Raw genomic sequence first — 18,860 nt, 5'->3', positions numbered from 1 at the left:
GGCGAACCCGGCGAAGGCGAGGACGCCCGCGGCCAGGCCGCGCAGCCACCAGGCGAGCGCCTCCCGCCGTCGGGCGAGTGCGGGTGTGCGGTGGTCCTGACTGCTCCGGTGTGCGGGAGGGTCCCGCTGCTTGCCGAGGCGCAGCCGGCCGTCACAGCAGCCCCCGTGCAAGCGCCACCGCGCCCTCCACCGGCGGCACGTGCAACGGTCGCGCCCGCGCCCCGGGTGCGGCCCCGGCGAGTGCGGTGGTGAACGCCCGGTACAGCGCCGGCTGGGCGAGGATCGTGCCGCCCGCGACGACCACGTCGTCGACCGGGACCCCGCGGGCGGCCAGCCGGGCGACGAGCGCGGCCAGCGCCTCGCCCGCCTCGGCGATCACGGTGCGGGCGAGCCGAGAGCCGTCGGCGGCGGCCGCGAACACGGCGGGGGCGCGCCGGCCCCACTCGGCGGAGACGTCCGAGGCGCCCTCCAGCGCCGCGCCGAGCGCCGGCACCTCGGGCACACCGAACGCGGCGACGAGCCCGAGCGCGAGGGCGTCGGGTTCCTCCCCGCGGTCGTGCGCGGCCCACACGGCCCGTGCCGCCTCCCGGACCAGGCCGGCCGCGCCGCCCTCGTCGCCGAGGACCGCGCCCCAGCCGCCCACTTGCACGGCGGTGCCGTCGGGCAGCCGCCCCGCGGCCACCGAGCCGGTGCCGGCGACCAGACCCGCGCCCCGGTCCAGCCCGGCGGCGGGGACGAGGAGTTGGGCGTCGCCCACGACCAGCGCGGGGGCGGCGAAGTGGAGTTGGAGCGCGGTGCGGATCTGCGCGCACTGGCGTGGGGTCTCGCAGGCGTGCCCGCCGACGGCCACGGCGGACGGGCGTGCGCCCGCCGGAAGGGTGTCGGCGACCAGTGCGGCCAGCCACCCGGCAGCGGTCACCGGGTCGTGCGGCCGCCAGCCACCGCTCGTGCGGACGTGGTCGGCCACGGGGGTGTCGCCGGTGAGCGCGCGCAGGTGCGTCTTGGTGCCGCCCACGTCGATCCCGACCACGAGGGGCGCGGAGTCCAGCACGGGTCCTCTTTCGTCGTTGCGCTGAGCTGCGACGGCGGGCGAACCGTGCCGGTGAGAGGGGCGGTTGACGAACTCGGGAAGCCCCGGGACGGGCTTCTGACGGATACGGCAGGCGAGTACCGTGACGTTCGTTAGGAAGTTAACTAACGAAGTACAGTGCGTCAAGAGTCGTCGCGCACTCGACCCCCCGGGGCGGGCCCGTCCGGGGCTGTCCCCGGGGCGGGGAACGCGTGACGCCGTGCATCCCATCGCCGTATTCCGCCGGGACCATCGCCTCCGGAGTGCGGTCCGTGACCTGAGTGGGGGAACTGTGGAACACGACGTGGCAAGAGCCCCCCGCCTGACCGAGAGCGCGAGCGCGGTGTTCGCCGTGCTGGCCGAGGCGGGCAGCGCGACCCGGCCGCAACTCGCGAGCCTGGCGGGCCTGTCCAAGCCGACGGTGTCCTCCGCCGTCGCGGAACTCGAGAGCGTGCGGCTCGCCGCCCACTCCGGCACCTCCTCCAGCGGCACGGGCCGCTCCGCCGCCGTCTACCGTCTCGGGCCGGCCGCGGGCGCCGTGCTCGCCGTCGACCTGGGCCCCGCCCTCACCCGGGTACGCGGCTGTGCCCTGGACGGCACCCTGCTGGCCGAGGCCACCGGCTCCCGGGAGGACGCCGCCGACGTCGTGCGCGAGGCGCTCGACAGGCTGCCCGCCGGCGCCCCGCTGCGGGCCATCGTCGTCGCCGTCGGTGACGTCACCGCGCGCGGGGAGGAGGGCACCGGCACGCGTCCCGCGACGGCCAAGGCCGGTCCCGTCTTCGACGCCGTGGCCGTCGCGCTGCCGCCGGGCGTTCCCGTCCACGTCGAGAACAACGTCAACTGCGCCGCGCTCGCCGAGCTGCACGAGGGTGCGGCTCGTGGCCGCTACACCTTCGGCTACTTGCGCATCGGCGTGGGCATCGGCCTCGGCATCGTCGTCGGCGGCCGGGTGCTGCGCGGCGCGAACGGCGCCGCCGGGGAGCTGGCCCGGCTGCCCTACCCCTGGGCCGTCGGCCATGAGCCCCGCCTCGAGGCCCTGGAGGAGTACATCGGCGCGCGTTCCCTGCTGCGGCGGGCCGCCGAGGCCTGGCAGGACGGCGACGGGCCGCGCCCGCGCACCACCGAGCGGCTCTTCGCGCTGGCCGGAGAGGGCCGGGCCGCCGCCCGCACGGTCGTCGACCGCCACGCCGTCGACGTGGGCCGGCTCGCCGCCGCCGTGACCGCCGTACTGGACCCGGGACTGATCGTGCTGGGGGGCAGCACCGGAGCGTACCCGCAGCTCCTGCCCGGTGTGCGGGCCGAACTGGCGCGGCTGAGCTGGCCCACCGAGGTGGTCAGCAGCACGGTCGGGGACCTCGGCACCGTCGTGGGGGCGGCCCGGCTCGCGGTGGCCCGGGGAGTCCAAACCGTGACCGAGGCGGCGGGGACGAAGGATTGACGGCTTCCGACTCGGTCTGCCAATGTCCGGACAAGCGCTTTCTAAGTCGGCCGGGACGCCGACTTGGGGTGAGCCTCCCGCCCGTACCCGAGGTACGGCAGCCACGCGAGGGCGTGCTCGTGTGACGACGGCCATGGCGGCCGGGGATCCGCACCCAGCAGGATGGCGCGGCCGGGCGAGGCCGCACCCCCGGAAGGCGCCATTCCGAGCAGAACGCCCGTGCCGCAGCGACCGGCCGGGAAATCCGTCACGCACTTCCAGGGAGGACCCGGTGGGTCACCAGATCTCGCGCAGAACCCTCTTCCGCACCGCGAGCGGTCTCGCCGTCGCCGGCGCGCTCGGCAGCTCGCTCAGCGCGTGCAGCGGAGGAACCGGCGCCGGCAGCACCAGCAGCGACCTGACCATGACCTGGTGGGGCAGCGACGAACGCCACGCGGCCTACAAGAAGGCGCTTGCCTACTTCCAGGAGAAGAACCCGAAGATCAAGATCCGGGAGACCTACTCCGGCTACGACGGGTACTTCGACAAGTTCAACACCAACGTCGCCGGCGGCAGCACCCCCGACCTGCTCCAGATGGACCGCGCGCTGGTCGCCCAGTACGCCCGCAAGGGAGTCATCGCCCCCCTCGACGAGTACGTCGGCAAGTCCCTGGACCTCACCGGCTTCTCCAAGGAACTGCTCGCGGCCGGCACCGTCGACGGCAAGCTCTACGGCGTTCCCTCGGGCATCGGCATCAGCCAGCTCACGGTCAACCGCAGCGGCCTGGAGGACCTCGGCCTGACCTTCCCCGACCGCGAGTGGACCTGGGCGGACCTGAAGAAGATCTCCGTCGACGTCCACAAGAAGAGCGGCGGCAAGATCCACGGTGTCGACGACGGCGGTGGCGGCACCCTCAACGCCTTCGAGATCTTCGCCCGCGAGCACGGCCAGGACCTGTTCACCACGGACGGCAAGAAGCTCGGCTTCACCCCGGCCACCCTCCAGGAGTGGTGGGAGTACTGGGCCGAGATGCGCAAGGTCAACGCCTGTCCGGCGCCCGCGATCACCTCGGCCGCGCACAACAACCTCCCCAAGAACGCCGTGGTGCTCGGGAAGGCCCTGATCACCTTCGACTCCGGCGTCTACGGCGCGGGCGGCTCCGTCACCGACGCCACCCTCGACTTCCTGCCCACCCCGCAGGGCGACTGGTCCGGCGCCCGTGAGGGCAACTACGTCAACGGCGGCGTGCTGCTCAGCGCCACCAAGGCGAGCAAGCGGATCGCCGACTCCGTGAAGATCATGGCCTTCTTCGCCCAGGACGAGACGGCCATCAAGGACATGATGCTGCAGCGCGGCATCCCGCCGACCGAGAAGGCCCGCGCCCTGATCGCCGGTGCGCTGGACGAGACCGACAAGCGGAACATGGACGTCGCCGACTACCTCTCCAAGCGGGTCTCGAAGGCGACCGACGACCTGCCCGCCCCGGCGGCCCCGCCGCAGGGCGCCGACCAGATCTGGGACCTGCTGTTCCAGTCGAACCTCGCCATCGCCTTCGGCAAGAAGACGATCAAGGCGCAGCTGGGCGAGTTCTTCGACCAGGCGGCGGGAATCCTGGGCGGCTGAGCCGCGCCGCACGTCCGAACACCGGGAGAGGGCCAGGGAGATGAGTATGACCACCGCGAAGACAGACGAGGTCGTGAAGGAGCAGTCCGCTCCCGCGACCCCGTCCGACCAGCGGGAACGCGACCGCATGCGCCGCCGTCTCGCCAGACGGCGGGGCGGCGGCTGGTGGCCGTACCTCTTCCTGGCCCCCTGGTTCGTGGGGCTGTTCGGCCTGACCGTCTACCCGATGCTCGACTCGCTGTACCTGTCCTTCACCAACTTCGACCTGCTGACGCCCGCGCAGTGGGTCGGCATGGACAACTACGACAAGATGTTCACCGACGACCCGGTCTTCTGGGACTCGGTGCACGCCACCCTCCTGTACGTCGCCGTCTCCGTGCCGCTGAAGCTGACGCTGGCCCTCGGTGTCGCGATGCTGCTCAACCGCGACCTGAAGGGCATCGGCCTGTACCGGGCCGCCTTCTACCTGCCGTCGCTGCTCGGCGGGGCGGTGGCCATCGCCATCGTGTGGCGTCAGGTCTTCGGCGGGGACGGCCTGTTCAACGACTTCCTCGGCTGGTTCGGCATCAAGGGCCAGGACTGGATCTCCAGCCCCGACACCGCGCTCTACACGCTCGTCCTGCTGGCCGTCTGGCAGTTCGGCACCCCGATGGTCATCTTCCTCGCCGGTCTGAAGCAGCTGCCGAAGGACGTGTACGAGGCCGCCGCGATCGACGGCGCCGGCAACGTCACCCGGTTCTTCAAGATCACCCTGCCGCTGCTGACGCCGATCGTCTTCTTCAACGTGGTCCTTCAGATCATCGACGCGTTCAAGACGTTCACCCCCGCCTTCGTGGTCAGCAACGGCACCGGCGGACCGCTCAACTCGACGATGCTGTACTCCCTGTACCTGTACAAGAAGGGCTTCACCGACCTGCAGATGGGGTACGCCTCGGCGCTGGCCTGGGTGCTCTTCCTGGTCATCGCCGCCTTCACGGCGGTCAACTTCATCGCCAGCCGCTACTGGGTCCACTACGACGACTGAGCGACGAGGAGCCCTTCACCCATGTCCGCCATCACTGCGAACGCGTCGCCGCTGCGCAAGCTCCGCTCGCTCACCGGCGCCCGCCGCATCTACGTCCACACCCTGCTCATCGGCATCGCGGTCGTCATGCTCTACCCGCTGATGTGGATGCTCAGCAGCTCCCTCAAGCCCGACACCGAGATCTTCACCCAGCCCGGGCTCGTCCCGAACACGCTGCGCCCGGAGAACTACTCCGAGGGCTGGAGCGGCTCCGGCAACTCCTTCTCCCTCTACATCACCAACTCGCTGATCGTCACGATCGGCGCGGTGATCGGCAACGTGATCTCCTGCTCGCTGGCCGCCTACGCCTTCGCGCGCTTCGAGTTCCGCGGCAAGAAGATCTGGTTCGGCCTGATGCTCGGCACGCTGATGCTGCCCACACAGGCGGTCCTGATCCCGCAGTACACGATCTTCTACAACCTGACCTGGATCAACACCTTCCTGCCGCTGATCGTGCCGAAGTTCCTCGCGGTGGACGCCTTCTTCATCTTCCTGATGGTCCAGTTCATCCGCTCCATCCCGCGCGAGCTGGACCAGGCGGCCATGGTGGACGGTGCCAACCCCTGGAAGATCTACTGGAAGATCATCCTGCCGCTGATGAAGCCGGCCCTCATCACCACCACGATCTTCACCTTCATCTGGACCTACGACGACTTCCTCCACCAGCTCGTCTACCTCCAGCAGAACGACAGGTTCACCGTCCCCCTCGGCCTGACCCTGTTCATGGACCAGAACAGCGGCTCCTCCTACGGCGCGATGTTCGCCATGTCGACACTCGCCCTCCTGCCCACGCTCATCTGCTTCCTCATCTTCCAGAAGAGGCTGGTCGAGGGCCTGGCGACCTCCGGCATGAAGGGCTGATCGGCGAACATGCACCTCCCGCACCAGCGCGGCTCGCTGCACGACCTCCCGGACACCCCCGAGGCGTACGACGCCGTCCTCGCCGACGTCACCGAGCAGGCCCTGGCCCGGCTGACGCCCGAGGGCAGCCTCGAACACCCCGACTGCGTCGACGACATCGGCGACACCTCCCTCGGCATCACCTCCCTGCTGGCCCTGGCCTGGCAGCGCACCAAGGACCCGCGCCTGCCGGAGGCGGTGCGCCGCAGCCTCGCCTTCCACCTGCGCGAGCGGGTCTACCGGGAGGACAACCCCGGCTACCCCAACCTGCGGGTGCGCGACTGCGGTCTGCCGTACGCCCGGTACACCCTGGCGGCCGGAGCCCACCCCATCGGCGACTGGCCGAGCACGGTATGGGCGCTGCTCCAGGCGGTGAACGTCCTCGACGCGGCGGACGGCCTGGTCGACGACGACCGGCGCGCGGAGCTGCTGGAGACGGCGCACGGCTACTGGCGCTGGCTGACCGAGGCGACCTTCTTCAACCCCCAGGAGGCGGGCAACCAGGCCATCGGCTGTGTGGTGGGCGGCCTGATGCTGGCCCGCCATCTCCCGCCCGGGGACGGCGAGTCGGTGCGCGCCCGGGCGCTGGCGCTCTACACCGACGAGATCCGCGCGCACCGCGTCCCCGACCGCGGAGCCCTGCTGCCCCCCGAACACGGCGGCGCCTACGACAACAACTACGGCCCGATCTCCCTGTCCTTCCTCGCCCAGGCCCACCGGGTCAGCGGCGAGGAGGTCTTCGCGCAGGACGGTGACGCGCTCGCCCGGTACATCGACGCACGCCTGACCAACGGCGGCTTCGACAACGGCGGCCCCCGCTACAGCGAACAGCACTCCGGCTTCGAGTCGGTCCTCGGGCTGCGCTACTTCAGCCGCCGCATCGGCTCCGACCTGGGCCGCTACCGGGGCGACGGCCGCTGGGGCCGGCACGCGGTCAAGGCGGACGGCGGGGTCGACGGACACTTCGCGTGGATGCTGGTGTGGCAGATCCAGGACACCACGCGCTGGCAGCGCACGCCCTCGGTGTCGTTCAAGCGCCACCAACTGCGCGCCGGCTCGGTCTCGGTGGCCTTCGACGACCGGATGACCCCGTCGCTGGTCGAGGCGGGCGGCACGTACTACCTGCCCGCCGCCGTCCGCCGCCAGCACGGCTTCGGCCCGGTCAGCGACGGCTTCCTGCTGTGCCGCCCCATGGGCGAGGTCCGCGTCCGCGACGTCCGCGCCGACGGCCTGACCGCCAAGCTGGTCACCAAGCCGGTCGTCGGCCGCGACCACGTCCTGCGGTACGTGCGCTCCCTGTACGTCACCGACGGCACCAGCCTGTGGACGACCGTGGCCGTCGAACGCCTCGACGGCACGCCGTACCTGCTGGCCGGGCTGCCGTACGCGGAGGACGACGGCGACCGGGTGCGGCGCACGGCCCGGGGTGCGGTGGCCGCCGCCGGAACCCTGCGGCTGACCCACCCGGACGCGCGGGGCACGGACCACTTCGACGCCCGCACGGAGACCACCCAGGAGCAGGCGGCCTTCCTCCTCGCCGCCGACCCGCGCGGCTACGGCAACCCCGACGAGGGCTGGCGGCACCTGGTCGGCTCCACGGCCCTGGAGGCCGACCCGGTCCCGGACGCCCCGGACGACCTGCACGTCTTCGCCGTGCGCTACGGCTCCGAGGAGCCCCTCACGGTCTCCGTCGAGCGGGGCGAGGACGGGCTGACCGTACGGACCGCCGCCTTCACCGCCGTACTCGGGCCCGACGACGCGCACGGCGAGCCGGAGCTGACGCTGCGCGGGGCCTGAGCGGGCGCGGCGCCGACGCGGTCAGCCGGCGAGGGGCATTCGCGGGGTGCCGCGCACCGCGTAGGCGGGCAGCCGGGCGTCGCGCAGGAACGCGGCTGGAGAGGGCCGGCCCGAACCGCCGCTCGACGGCGCCCCGGCCGCGGCGGTAACCGGTCCCGTAGTCCTCGTCCTCCGGCGGGAGGTACGTCGTGCCGTCGGGGGCGAGGACACCGGCCGCGACGAGGTCGGGCAGCAGCAGACCGGGCTCCCGCCCCCAGCGCCACCGCTCCTGCCGCAGGCGGGACGTCAGAACGGCAGGCCGAGCACACCCCAGCCCCGTCGGCGGGCCCCGGCCACGACGACGGCCCACTCGCGCACCAGCGCGTCGAACCGGTCGAAGTCCTCGATCCAGCCCCCGGGATCGGCCGCGTGCCGGGCGTACGGGGCGCGCAGCCCCTCCAGCAGGGGCTCCGCCCGGGCCCAGTGGGCGGCCAGGGCCTCGACGGCCGCGGGCGGGCAGGCGACCAGCACGCCGGGCGGCGGGGAGGGGACGAGGCCGTCCATGGGCGGCGTGAGCGGGTCGTCGTGCCAGAACAGCCCGCCGAGGAATCCGTCCAGGGCCTCCCGCAGCACGGGATCGGCGAAGCCGCGCACGTCCTCCCAGCCCCGGCCGGCCCAGAAGTGGGGCTTGTACGAACCGCTGGTGCAGCCGAACGTGTACCGGCCGCTCCAGGGCACCCGCGGCGACGCGGGGACCGTCCAGCCCGGCTCCGGTTCCGCAGGCCAGGGGTCGTCCTCGTCCCCGGGCCAGGTGGCCTCCTCCAGCACGGCCGACCGCTCACCCACCGGAGTCCGCTCCAACTCCCCCCAGTCCAGCCCCAGTACGGTGATGTCCAGCCCCATGCGGCCACCCTACGACGTCCCGCACCACCAGGTCCGCCCGCTCCCGCGTCCGCGCCACCAGCTCGGCGTTGCGCTGGTCCGTGCCCAGGACCCAGGCCACCGCCTCCTCGTGCGCCTTGCCGAACTCCTCGTGCCGGGCGACGAGCCGGCGGACCCGTTCCGCCTCGTCCGCCTCGCAGAACCACACCTCGTCCAGCTCCCGCCGCACGCGCGTCCACGCGCCCGTCCCCAGCAGCAGGTAATTGCCCTCCGTGACGACCAGCCGGGCCGACGGCGGCACCGGGACGGCCCCCGCGACGGGCTGCTCCAGGACCCGTTCGAAGCCGGGCGCGTACACGATGTCGGGGCCCTCCGCCTCCTCCCGCAGCCTGCGCAGCAGGGCCGCGTACCCGGCCGCGTCGAAGGTGTCGGGCGCGCCCTTGCGGTCGCGGCGGCCGAGGCGGTCGAGTTCGGCGTCGGCGAGGTGGAAGCCGTCCATCGGGACGTGCGCCACCCACGGCTCGCCGCTGCCGTTCAGCTCCCGGACGAGGTGCTCGGCGAGGGTCGTCTTGCCGGCGCCGGGGCCGCCGGCGATGCCGAGGAGGGCGCGTCGGCCGTCCCGGACGAGGGAACGCGCGCGCAGGAGCAGGTCGTCGAAGGTCAGCACACAGACGAGTGTCGCAGTCTGGGAGGGAACCCGGACGCCGGAGAGGAGGAGAACGTGTCCGAGGACGAGACGCGCATCCGCGCCCTGATCACGCGCTGGGCCGACGCCGTGCACCGCGGCGACCTCGAGGCCGTCCTCGCCGACCACGCCGAGGACCTCCTCCTGTACAACGTGACCCCGCCGCACGACGGCCTGCGCGGCCTGACCGCCTACCGGGCGATCTGGCCGCCGTTCTTCGCGTGGCAGGCACAGGGCGCGCTGTTCGAGATCGACACCCTCGACGTCAGCGCCGGACCCGAGGTGGCCTACGCCCACGCCCTGTTGCGCTGCGGCACGCCCGAGGAACTGGCCGAGCGGCCCGCCCTGCGGCTGCGGCTGACGTTCGGTCTGCGCAAGCGACGCGGCCGGTGGGTGATCGCGCACGAGCACCACTCGTTCCCGCACGACTGACCCGGTGGCACGGCGGTGTGGCGCGCGCCACCCGGTGGGCACCCCCGGGTGGGGGAACGGGTCCTTGTATGACGACGACGCTCGGACTCCCGGACACCATCCAGGCCTGCCTCTTCGACCTCGACGGGGTCGTCACCAGGACGGCGGTGGTCCACGCGGCCGCCTGGAAGGAGACCTTCGACGCGTTCCTGCGCGAGCGGGAGGGCGAGGGCTTCCGGCCGTTCGACACCGCCGGCGACTACGACGAGTACGTCGACGGGCGCCCGCGCGCCGACGGCGTGCGCACCTTCCTCGCCTCCCGCGGCATCCGTCTGCCCGAGGGCGGGCCCGGCGACCCGCCGGACGCCGGGACCGTCCACGGCCTCGGCAACCGCAAGAACGACCTGCTGCTGGAGAAGATCCGCACCCAGGGCGTCGAGGCCTACGAGGGCACCCTGCGCTACCTGGCGGCCGTCCGCGCCCGGGGCCTGCGCACGGCGATCGTCTCCTCCAGCGCCAACACCCGTGACGTGCTGCGCTCGATCGGCGCCGAGGACCTCTTCGAGGTGCGGATCGACGGCGTCGTCGCCGCCGAGCGCGGGCTGCCGGGCAAGCCGCACCCCGACACCTTCCTCGCCGCCGCCCGCGACCTCGGCGTCGAGCCGTCCCGGGCCGCCGTCTTCGAGGACGCCCTGGCCGGCATGGACGCGGGCCGCGCCGGGCACTTCGGGTACGTCGTCGGCGTTGACCGGGTGGGGCAGACCGACGCCCTGTACGCGCACGGCGCGGACGTCGTCGTGAAGGACCTGGCCGACCTGGCCGGACTGGGGGGACACGCTTGATCACCGACCGGTCCTACACCGTCGAACCCTGGTGCGTGCGCGAGACGCACCTCGACCTCGACCTCCTCGCCCAGAGCGAGTCGGTGTTCGCCCTGTCCAACGGGCACGTCGGCTGGCGCGGCAACCTCGACGAGGGCGAACCCCACGGCCTGCCCGGCGCCTACCTCAACGGCGTCCACGAACTGCACCCCCTGCCCTACGCCGAGGCGGGGTACGGCTACCCGGAGTCCGGGCAGACCGTCATCAACGTCACCAACGGCAAGATCCTGCGCCTGCTGGTCGACGACGAGCCGTTCGACCTGCGCTACGGACGGCTCGTCGCCCACGAACGCGTCCTGGACCTGCGCCGGGGCGTCCTGGAACGCACCTGCGAGTGGACCTCGCCGGCCGGCTCGACGGTCCGGGTGCGCTCGACCCGGATGGTCTCCCTCACCCAACGCGCGGTCGCCGCCGTCGCCTACGAGGTCGAGGCCGTCGGCAGCCGCTCCCGCGTCGTCATCCAGTCCGAGCTGGTCACCAACGAGAGCCTGCCCGAGCCGAACGGCGACCCGCGCGCGGCCCGCGCCCTGAAGTCGCCGCTGGAGCCCGAGGAGGACGTCGCCCTCGGCCACCGGCTGCGCCTGGTGCACCGCACCCGGCGCAGCGGCCTGCGCGTCGCCGTCGCCGCCGACCACGACATCAGCGGACCCGAGCGCACCACCACCAGCAGCGAGAGCAATGTGGACGTGGCCCGGCTGACCGTCACCTCCGTGCTGGAGCCCGGTGAGAAGCTGCGCGTGGAGAAGCTCGTCGCGCACGGCTGGTCCGGCGCCCGCTCCCGGCCCGCGATGAGCGACCAGGTGGAGGCGGCCCTCGCGGCGGCCGGACACAGCGGCTGGCAGGGCCTCCTCGACGACCAGCGGGCCTACCTCGACGACTTCTGGGCGCGGGCCGACGTCGAGGTCGACGGCGACGAGGAGATCCAGCAGGCCGTCCGCTTCGCCCTCTTCCACGTGCTGCAGGCCGGCGCCCGCGCGGAGGGACGCGCCATCCCCGCCAAGGGACTGACCGGCTCCGGCTACGACGGCCACGCCTTCTGGGACACCGAGACCTTCGTGCTGCCCCTGCTCACCTACACCGCGCCCGAGGCCGTCTCCGAAGCGCTGCGGTGGCGGCAGAACACCCTGGACGCCGCCCGCGAGCGCGCCGCCCAGCTCGGCCTGCGGGGCGCCGCGTTCCCCTGGCGCACCATCGAGGGCTCGGAGGGCTCGGCGTACTGGCCGGCCGGCACCGCCGCCTTCCACGTCAACGCCGACATAGCCGACGCCGTGGTCCGCTACGTCGCGGCGACCGGCGACACCGAGTTCGAACGGGACACGGGCGTCGAGCTGCTGGTGGAGACCGCCCGCCTGTGGCGCTCGCTCGGCCACCACGACGCGCACGGCACCTTCCACATCGACGGCGTCACCGGCCCCGACGAGTACAGCGCGGTCGCCGACGACAACACGTACACCAACCTCATGGCCCGGGCGAACCTGCTCGCCGCCGCCGACGCCGTCGAACGGCACCCCGAGGAGGCCGCCGCACTCGGCGCCGACGCCGAGGAGAGCGCGGCCTGGCGGGACGCCGCGGCGGCCGTGCACATCCCGTACAACGAGGAACTCGGCGTCCACGAACAGCACGAGGGCTTCACCCGCTACCAGCGCTGGGACTTCGCCGGCACCCGCCCCGACCAGTACCCCCTGCTGCTGCACTTCCCCTACTTCGACCTCTACCGCAAGCAGGTCGTCAAGCAGGCGGACCTGGTCCTGGCGATGTACACCTGCGGCGACTTCTTCGAAGAGGAGCAGATCGCCCGCAACTTCGCCTACTACGAGCCGCTGACCGTCCGCGACTCCTCCCTGTCGGCGTGCTGCCAGGCCGTCGTCGCCGCCCAGGCCGGCCATCTGCGGCTGGCCTACGACTACACCGCCGAGGCCGCCCTGATGGATCTGGCGGACCTGGAGCACAACACCCGCGACGGGCTGCACATCGCCTCCCTGGCCGGCACCTGGATGGCGCTGGTCGCCGGGTTCGGCGGACTGCGCCGCGACGGCGACGGCCTGCGCTTCGCACCCCGCCTGCCCGAGCGGTTCAGCCGCCTCGCCTTCTCCCTCCAGTTCCTCGGCCGCCGCCTGCACGTGGAGGTCGGCCCCGACAAGGCCACGTACACCCTGCTGTCCGGCCCGCCGCTGACGATCGGCCACCACGGCACCCCCATCACCCTCAACGGCGACGGCCCTGCCGTGCGCACCATCCCGCCGGCTCCTGAGCGTCCGTCACCCGAGCAGCCCCCACACCGCCGTCCGAACGCCCGCTGATCGCGGGAACCCTCGGGCACCTGGCCGAACTCCACCCTGCGCACCCGACCGAGACGGGTTACTTTGACCGTGTTTTTCACGGTTCCCGAGTTTCTCCGTCTCCGGAGTAAGGGGTGGACGATGGCCCACGGCACGAACGCCATGCTCGCCGGCGCGCGACGCGGTGCCCCGGCGAGCGTGCCCGGCACGTCCTGGCTCCCACGCGGCGACTGGCTGCTCGCCGCCGTGGCCGCCGCCTTCACCGTGGCCCAACTGGTCCTCGTCGGCCCGGGTCTGGGCCTCGGCTGGGACGAGACGGTGTACGTCAGCCAGCTCAGCGCCCAGGCGCCCCCGGCCTTCTTCAGCGCACCACGCGCCCGGGGCGTCTCCCTGCTGACGGCACCGATCACGTCCTGGTCCACCTCCACCGAACTGCTCCGCGTCTACCTCGCGCTGCTGTCCGGCCTCGGCCTGTACCTGGCGCTGCGCGTCTGGCGGGGACTCTTCCCGGCGCGGGTCCTGGCCGCCGCCGGCGCTCTCTTCGCCTCCCTGTGGATCACCCTCTTCTACGGCCCGGCGGCCATGCCCAACCACTGGGTCGCGCTCGGCGCCCTCGCCTGCGTCGGCTGCTGCCTGCGGGTCCGCGCGGACCACCGGGACCGGGCCGCGCTGTGGGGCGTGGCGGCGGGTGCCGCGCTGATGGCGTGGATGCGGCCCACCGACGCCGTGTGGATCTCCCTGCCGCTGCTCGTCCTGGTGGTGGCGGGCCGGCGGGTGCGCCTCGGGCTCGTCCTCCTCGCGGGGCTCGCGACGGGTATCGGACAGTGGGTGATCGAGGCCCAGCTCTCCCACGGCGGCCTCGCGCAGCGGCTGTCGGAGGCGTCCCGCATCCAGGGCGGACTCGGCTGGAACATCGCCGTCGACGACCAGCTGCGCAGCCTGGTCGGCCGGGCCCTGTGCCGCCCGTGCACCGGCTCCCTGCCGCACCCGGCCGTCATGGCCTGGTGGTTCGTCCTCCCGCTGCTCGCCGCCGTCGGCCTGGCGGTCGCGGTCCGCGCCCGGCGCACCACCCCGACCCTCCTCCTGCTCGCCTGCGCCACGACCGCCGCCCTGCCCTACCTGTTCATGATCGGCTACGCGGCGCCCCGCTTCCTGCTCCCCGCCTACCTCCTGCTCGCCATCCCGGTCGCGGACGCCCTGTTCCACCTGGTCACCAAGGCGAACGGCCGTGTGCGCCCGGCCGTCGTCGCGGGCGTCGCGCTGGGCCTGGCCGGGCATCTGGCGGTGCAGTACGTCGTCCTGGACCGGACCGTGGAGCGCACCTCCGCCGACCGCCGCGACTGGAGCCGTACGGCCGCCCACCTGAACCGGCTGGGCGTGAGACCGCCCTGCCTGCTCACCGGGACCGACGCCATCCCCGTCGCCTTCTACACCGGCTGCTCCTCGGCGAGCACCCGCGGCCACAACGTCAACTCCACCCAGGCGGGCATCCTGGAGACCGCCCGCCGGATCCCGGCCGCCGCGCTCTCCCGGCCGGGCAGCCCGCCGCCCCCGTACATCCGGGGCTGGGAGCGCCACCCGTCGGCCGGCCTCGACCTGCACCTCGCGCCTCCGCCCCGCGCGAACGGACCCGAGTGACGTCCGAGCAGGTCCCCGTCGCCGCGACACGGAAGGGCGCCTACTGGCAGACCGCCTGCACACTCGCCGTCCTGCTGGCCGCCGTCTGGCTGGCGCACCGTCACTGGCCGGTGCTGGAGACCGGTGCCCTGCGGCTCGCCGCCGCCGACCAGGGCTGGCTGCTGACCGGTGCGACGGCCGCCTGCGGGACCTGGCTGTGCGCGGCCCTCGCGCTGCAGGGCGCCGTGGTGCGGCGGCTGCCTCCGGGGCGGCTCGTGGCCGCCCAGTTCGCCGCCTCCGCCGCCAACCACCTGCTGCCCGCCGGACTCGGCGCGGGCGCCGTCAACCTGCGCTTCCTCATGCGCCGCGGACTGCCGGCCGGCCGCGCGGCGACCGCCGTGGGGGTCAAGGCCACGGCCGGGGGGATGGCGCGCGGCGCCCTCATCGCCGTACTCGCCGCCGCCTGCCCCGGGATCCTGCGGGTCCCGCACGACGGGGGCGGCTGGGCGGTCGCCGGGGTCGCGGCCGTCGGGGTGTGCGTCCTGCTGGCCGGCCGGCTGTGGCCACGGGGCCGACGGATCCTGGCCGGGGTGACGGCGGACATCAGGGCCGTCCACGCCCGGCCGCGGCGGGCGGCGGCCCTGTGGGGCGGGTCGGTGGCGTTCGCCGCGTTGCACGCGTGCGTGCTGATCGCGGTCACCCGGGCCGTGGCGCTGCCCCTGCCCCCGGCCCGGGTGGCGCTGCTGTACTTGGCGGCGAGCAGCGCGGCCGCCCTGCTGCCGACCCCGGGTGGGCTCGGTTCTCTGGACGCGGTGCTGGTGCTGGCGTTGGCCGCTGCGGGGGCGCCGGCTGCCGCGGCGGCGTCCGCCGTGCTCGGTTACCGGCTCCTGACCGTCTGGCTGCCGCTGCTGCCGGGCCTGCTGGTACTCGGCGTCCTGGTCCGCCGCGAGGCATTGTGACCGCGGACCCGCGTTTCCCGTCCGCCGACGTCTGGTAGGAGTCCGGTTGTCGGAGCGGCGGACGAGGGGGAGGGCCATGAGGGGGAACGACAACGGCGGGCGGCTGGGGGAGGAGTTCTTCACTCCGGGGACCTCGTCCTTCACCGAGTTCCTGGCGGCGCACCGGCCCGAGCTGCTCAGCACGCGCCGGATCCTCCCGGACGGCGTACGGGCCGCGCCGGACCGGGTGCCGCACGGCACCACCGTGCTCGCCCTCGCCTACCGCGACGGCGTGCTGATCGCCGGCGACCGCCGGGCCACCATGGGCAACCTCATCGCCCAGCGCGACCTGGAGAAGGTGCACCCCGCCGACGACCACACGGCCGTCGCCTTCGCCGGCACGGTCGGACTCGCGCTGGACATGGTGAAGCTGTACCAGGTCGAGCTGGCGCACTTCGAGAAGATCGAGGGCACCGCGATGACCCTCGACGCGAAGGCGCGCCGCCTGGCCGGCATGCTCCGCCAGAACCTCGGCCAGGCCATGCAGGGCCTCGCCGTCGTCCCGCTCCTCACCGGCTACGACGCCACCGCCCCCGAGGGCGAGCGCGGCCGCATCTTCAGCTTCGACGTCGCCGGCGGCCTGTACGAGAAGCGGGACTTCCACGCCGAGGGCTCCGGATCGCCGTACGCCCGGGGCGCGTTGAAGAAGCTGTTCCACCGGGGCATGGACCGGCGCGAGGCCGCCCTCGCCGCCCTCCAGGCGCTGTACGACGCGGCGGACGACGACTCGGCGACCGGCGGCCCGGACATCAACCGGCGGATCTTCCCCATCGTCTCGGTCATCACCGAGGACGGCTTCGAGCGGCTGCCCGAGCCGGAGACGGAGGAACTGAGCCGCGAGATGGTCGAGCAGCGCCGCGGCCGCCCGGACGGACCGAACGCGACGCCGTGACCCGCACCTGACGAGGCGCTTTCCGCACTCGTGGTGAAGACCTGTCACGGGCTTTACTGCACATGACTTGCAGCTGCCGGAGGATGGCACCAGGCTGCGGAGTGCGGCCGTTCGACCCGACAGAAGGATCCTCCCCCGATGACGGCCGCCCCTGAATCCGCTCCGTCCCTCCTCCCCGCCGCGCCCGCACAGGGCTCGGCCCGGCACCGCGTCCGTGGCTCCCTGACGCGGCAGGAGTGGATCAGGGCGGGCGGGATGGCCGCCGTGATCGTGGCACTGCACGTGGTCGGCTGGTTCGTCCTGGTCGCCATCGTCGCCCCGCACCACTACAGCATCGGCGAGAAGTCCTTCGGCATCGGCATCGGCGTGACCGCGTACACGCTCGGCCTGCGGCACGCCTTCGACGCCGACCACATCGCGGCGATCGACAACACCACCCGCAAACTGATGAGCGACGGACAACGGCCGCTGTCGGTCGGCTTCTGGTTCTCCCTCGGCCACTCCAGCGTCGTCTTCGTCCTCGCGCTGCTGCTCTCCCTCGGGGTGAAGACCCTCGCCGGACCGGTCCGGGGCGACGACTCCCATCTCCACGACGTCACCGGCCTGATCGGCACCAGCATCTCCGGGGCCTTCCTCTACCTCATCGCGGCGATCAACCTGGTCGTGCTGGCCGGTATCTGGAAGGTGTTCCGGCGGATGCGCTCGGGGGAGTACGACGAGGCCGCGCTGGAGGAGCAGCTGAACCACCGCGGCTTCATGAACCGCCTGCTCGGCCGTGTCATGAAGTCGGTCACCAGGCCCGCGCAGATGTACCCGCTCGGCCTGCTCTTCGGCCTCGGCTTCGACACCGCCACCGAGGTCGCCCTGCTGGTCCTGGCGGGCTCGGGCGCCGCCTCCGGCCTGCCCTGGTACGCGATCCTGTGCCTGCCCGTCCTGTTCGCCGCCGGCATGTCGCTCCTCGACACGATCGACGGCTCCTTCATGAACTTCGCCTACGACTGGGCCTTCTCCAAGCCGGTCCGCAAGGTCTACTACAACCTCACCGTCACCGGTCTGTCCGTCGCCGTCGCCCTGCTCATCGGCACCGTCGAACTGCTGGGCCTGCTGGGGCGGCAACTCCGTCTGCACGGCGCCTTCTGGACCTGGATCGAGGGCCTCGACCTGAACGTCCTCGGTTTCGTCATCGTCGGCCTGTTCTTCGCCACGTGGATCGTCGCCCTCGTGGTGTGGAAGGCCGGCCGAGTGGAGGAGAAGTGGACGACTGGGCTCGCCGGGGCGGCGGCGGGGGACGGCGGGTGAGAAGGGCGGGCCGCCGCCGGGTGATCGCCCGGCGGCAGCCCGCAGGAGGGGAGCGACGCCGCCCGCTCGTCCGGCGCGAGGCGGGCGGCGTCGCTCCCGGTCAGGCCGGCAGCCCCCATTCCCTGCGCCACCGAGCGATCTGCTGTGCCGGATCCCCGGTGTACGACCACGGGGTCCGGGTGGCCCGTCGGCCCAGCATCCGCAGGAGCGGCTCCGCCACGTCGCCCGCGCCCGCCGAACAGGCCGCGTGCGCGAGGTGGTTGAGGTCGCGCAGTTCGCCGGGGGCGATGCCGGCCCGCGTGCGGCCCCTGATCCAGCGCTCCCAGGTGCGCCGGACGTCGCCGACGGCGCCGTCGTGGGTCCAGTGCTGACCCAGGCCCACCGCGGTGGACCGGCCCTGCGCCGCCTGGAGGGCGTGGCGGTACTCCTCGACCCGGGCGTACTGCACCAGCACCGGCAGCGGACAGCCCGGCGGGGCCGCACCGGCGGCGTCCCGCGCGAAGTCGTACATCAGGCCGTGCGTGCCGTGCCAGCGCGCCGAGTAGTAGTGCAGCACCTGGAGGTGGCCCTCCATGCTGTACGGGTCGCGCCGGTGCAACTCGTCCCACCAGCGCGCCAGTTCCTGCCGGCGCACGCCCGACGGATACAGCCGCGCGACCGAGATCAGCGAGATCCACGGCGTCGGGTCCTCCGGGAACGCCTCGGCCGCCGTGAGACAGGCCAGCACCGCGGTGTCCACCCGGTGCTGGTCGATCGGCACGCCCCGGCCCGCGGCGATGGCCAGGTTGAAGGCACGGGTGGTCTCCGTGGCCGCCCGCAGCACCAGCGCGTCGGCACTGTGCGGCTCGGCCGCCAGCCAGGTCTCCACCGTCGAACTGCCCGCGCAGGCCTGCGCGAGCATCCGGACCCGGTGCCCGCGGGCGAGCCAGTCGGGGCCGGTCGCCCGCAGCAGGTCCCTCAGGCCCTGCCAGCGGCCGATGACGATGTCGTGCCGGGCGGAGGAGAGGGCCGCGTCCCCGCAGTCGGGGTCGAAGTCGGGAGCGAAGCGGTCGCGCGCCATCGCGGGT

Annotated in this window: 16 protein-coding genes; 12 read left to right on the top strand and 4 right to left on the bottom strand. The window is 73.2% G+C overall.

The window, feature by feature from the left end:
- Positions 1–151 precede the first annotated feature (151 nt).
- On the bottom strand, positions 152–1,051 hold the full coding sequence (locus tag ACF1A1_RS11905; RefSeq protein ID WP_391999107.1) for a BadF/BadG/BcrA/BcrD ATPase family protein: 900 nt from the start codon (positions 1,049–1,051) through the stop codon (positions 152–154).
- 322 nt (positions 1,052–1,373) lie between these two features.
- On the opposite strand from ACF1A1_RS11905, the gene ACF1A1_RS11900 reads away from it, so the two are divergent.
- From ACF1A1_RS11900 to ACF1A1_RS11880, 5 genes are all read left to right on the top strand, one after another.
- The gene (locus tag ACF1A1_RS11900) at positions 1,374–2,507 is read left to right on the top strand and encodes an ROK family protein (protein ID WP_391999106.1); all 1,134 of its coding nucleotides are present in this window, start codon (positions 1,374–1,376) and stop codon (positions 2,505–2,507) included.
- Between the two features lie 271 nt (positions 2,508–2,778).
- Positions 2,779–4,110: an ABC transporter substrate-binding protein gene (locus ACF1A1_RS11895; protein ID WP_391999105.1), complete on the top strand. Its 1,332-nt coding sequence runs from the start codon at positions 2,779–2,781 to the stop codon at positions 4,108–4,110.
- 46 nt (positions 4,111–4,156) lie between these two features.
- Positions 4,157–5,134, top strand: a complete 978-nt coding sequence (locus tag ACF1A1_RS11890; RefSeq protein ID WP_391999104.1) for a carbohydrate ABC transporter permease — start codon at positions 4,157–4,159, stop codon at positions 5,132–5,134.
- Between the two features lie 21 nt (positions 5,135–5,155).
- The gene (locus tag ACF1A1_RS11885; protein ID WP_391999102.1) at positions 5,156–6,034 is read left to right on the top strand and encodes a carbohydrate ABC transporter permease; all 879 of its coding nucleotides are present in this window, start codon (positions 5,156–5,158) and stop codon (positions 6,032–6,034) included.
- A gap of 9 nt (positions 6,035–6,043) precedes the next feature.
- Positions 6,044–7,870, top strand: coding sequence for a hypothetical protein (locus tag ACF1A1_RS11880; protein ID WP_391999100.1), 1,827 nt, complete (start codon positions 6,044–6,046; stop codon positions 7,868–7,870).
- Between the two features lie 285 nt (positions 7,871–8,155).
- Here ACF1A1_RS11880 and ACF1A1_RS11875 read toward each other — a convergent pair whose 3' ends face one another.
- The gene (locus ACF1A1_RS11875; RefSeq protein WP_391999099.1) at positions 8,156–8,752 is read right to left on the bottom strand and encodes a hypothetical protein; all 597 of its coding nucleotides are present in this window, start codon (positions 8,750–8,752) and stop codon (positions 8,156–8,158) included.
- Positions 8,688–9,398, bottom strand: coding sequence for a nucleoside/nucleotide kinase family protein (locus ACF1A1_RS11870; RefSeq protein ID WP_391999097.1), 711 nt, complete (start codon positions 9,396–9,398; stop codon positions 8,688–8,690). Before ACF1A1_RS11870 ends, ACF1A1_RS11875 begins: the two co-directional genes overlap by 65 nt.
- Positions 9,399–9,452: 54 nt before the next feature.
- On the opposite strand from ACF1A1_RS11870, the gene ACF1A1_RS11865 reads away from it, so the two are divergent.
- The 7 genes from ACF1A1_RS11865 (at position 9,453) to ACF1A1_RS11835 (ending at position 17,793) form a co-directional block, all read left to right on the top strand.
- Positions 9,453–9,848, top strand: a complete 396-nt coding sequence (locus ACF1A1_RS11865; RefSeq protein WP_391999095.1) for a YybH family protein — start codon at positions 9,453–9,455, stop codon at positions 9,846–9,848.
- A gap of 68 nt (positions 9,849–9,916) precedes the next feature.
- Positions 9,917–10,669: a beta-phosphoglucomutase family hydrolase gene (locus tag ACF1A1_RS11860; protein ID WP_391999094.1), complete on the top strand. Its 753-nt coding sequence runs from the start codon at positions 9,917–9,919 to the stop codon at positions 10,667–10,669.
- Positions 10,666–13,008, top strand: coding sequence for a glycoside hydrolase family 65 protein (locus ACF1A1_RS11855; RefSeq protein WP_391999092.1), 2,343 nt, complete (start codon positions 10,666–10,668; stop codon positions 13,006–13,008). The genes ACF1A1_RS11860 and ACF1A1_RS11855 overlap by 4 nt, the downstream gene beginning before the upstream one ends.
- Before the next feature lie 120 nt (positions 13,009–13,128).
- Positions 13,129–14,625 (top strand): hypothetical protein, encoded by a 1,497-nt coding sequence (locus tag ACF1A1_RS11850; RefSeq protein ID WP_391999090.1) that lies wholly within the window; start codon positions 13,129–13,131, stop codon positions 14,623–14,625.
- Entirely contained in the window at positions 14,622–15,563 is a 942-nt protein-coding gene (locus tag ACF1A1_RS11845; protein ID WP_391999089.1) for a lysylphosphatidylglycerol synthase domain-containing protein, read from the top strand. The genes ACF1A1_RS11850 and ACF1A1_RS11845 overlap by 4 nt, the downstream gene beginning before the upstream one ends.
- 76 nt (positions 15,564–15,639) lie before the next feature.
- Entirely contained in the window at positions 15,640–16,494 is an 855-nt protein-coding gene (gene prcB / locus ACF1A1_RS11840; RefSeq protein WP_391999088.1) for a proteasome subunit beta, read from the top strand.
- Between the two features lie 138 nt (positions 16,495–16,632).
- Complete coding sequence (locus ACF1A1_RS11835; RefSeq protein ID WP_391999087.1) at positions 16,633–17,793, top strand: HoxN/HupN/NixA family nickel/cobalt transporter; 1,161 nt, start codon at positions 16,633–16,635, stop codon at positions 17,791–17,793.
- Positions 17,794–17,893: 100 nt separating this feature from the next.
- Here the strand turns inward: ACF1A1_RS11835 and ACF1A1_RS11830 are convergent, their stop codons facing one another.
- Complete coding sequence (locus tag ACF1A1_RS11830) at positions 17,894–18,853, bottom strand: hypothetical protein (RefSeq protein WP_391999086.1); 960 nt, start codon at positions 18,851–18,853, stop codon at positions 17,894–17,896.
- Positions 18,854–18,860 lie beyond the last annotated feature (7 nt).

The sequence above is a fragment of the Streptomyces sp. NPDC014995 genome (genome assembly GCF_043080745.1).
Classification (GTDB): domain Bacteria; phylum Actinomycetota; class Actinomycetes; order Streptomycetales; family Streptomycetaceae; genus Streptomyces.
The sequence above is the reverse complement of the archived record's forward strand: the minus strand, read 5'-3'. Positions and strand labels throughout refer to the sequence as shown.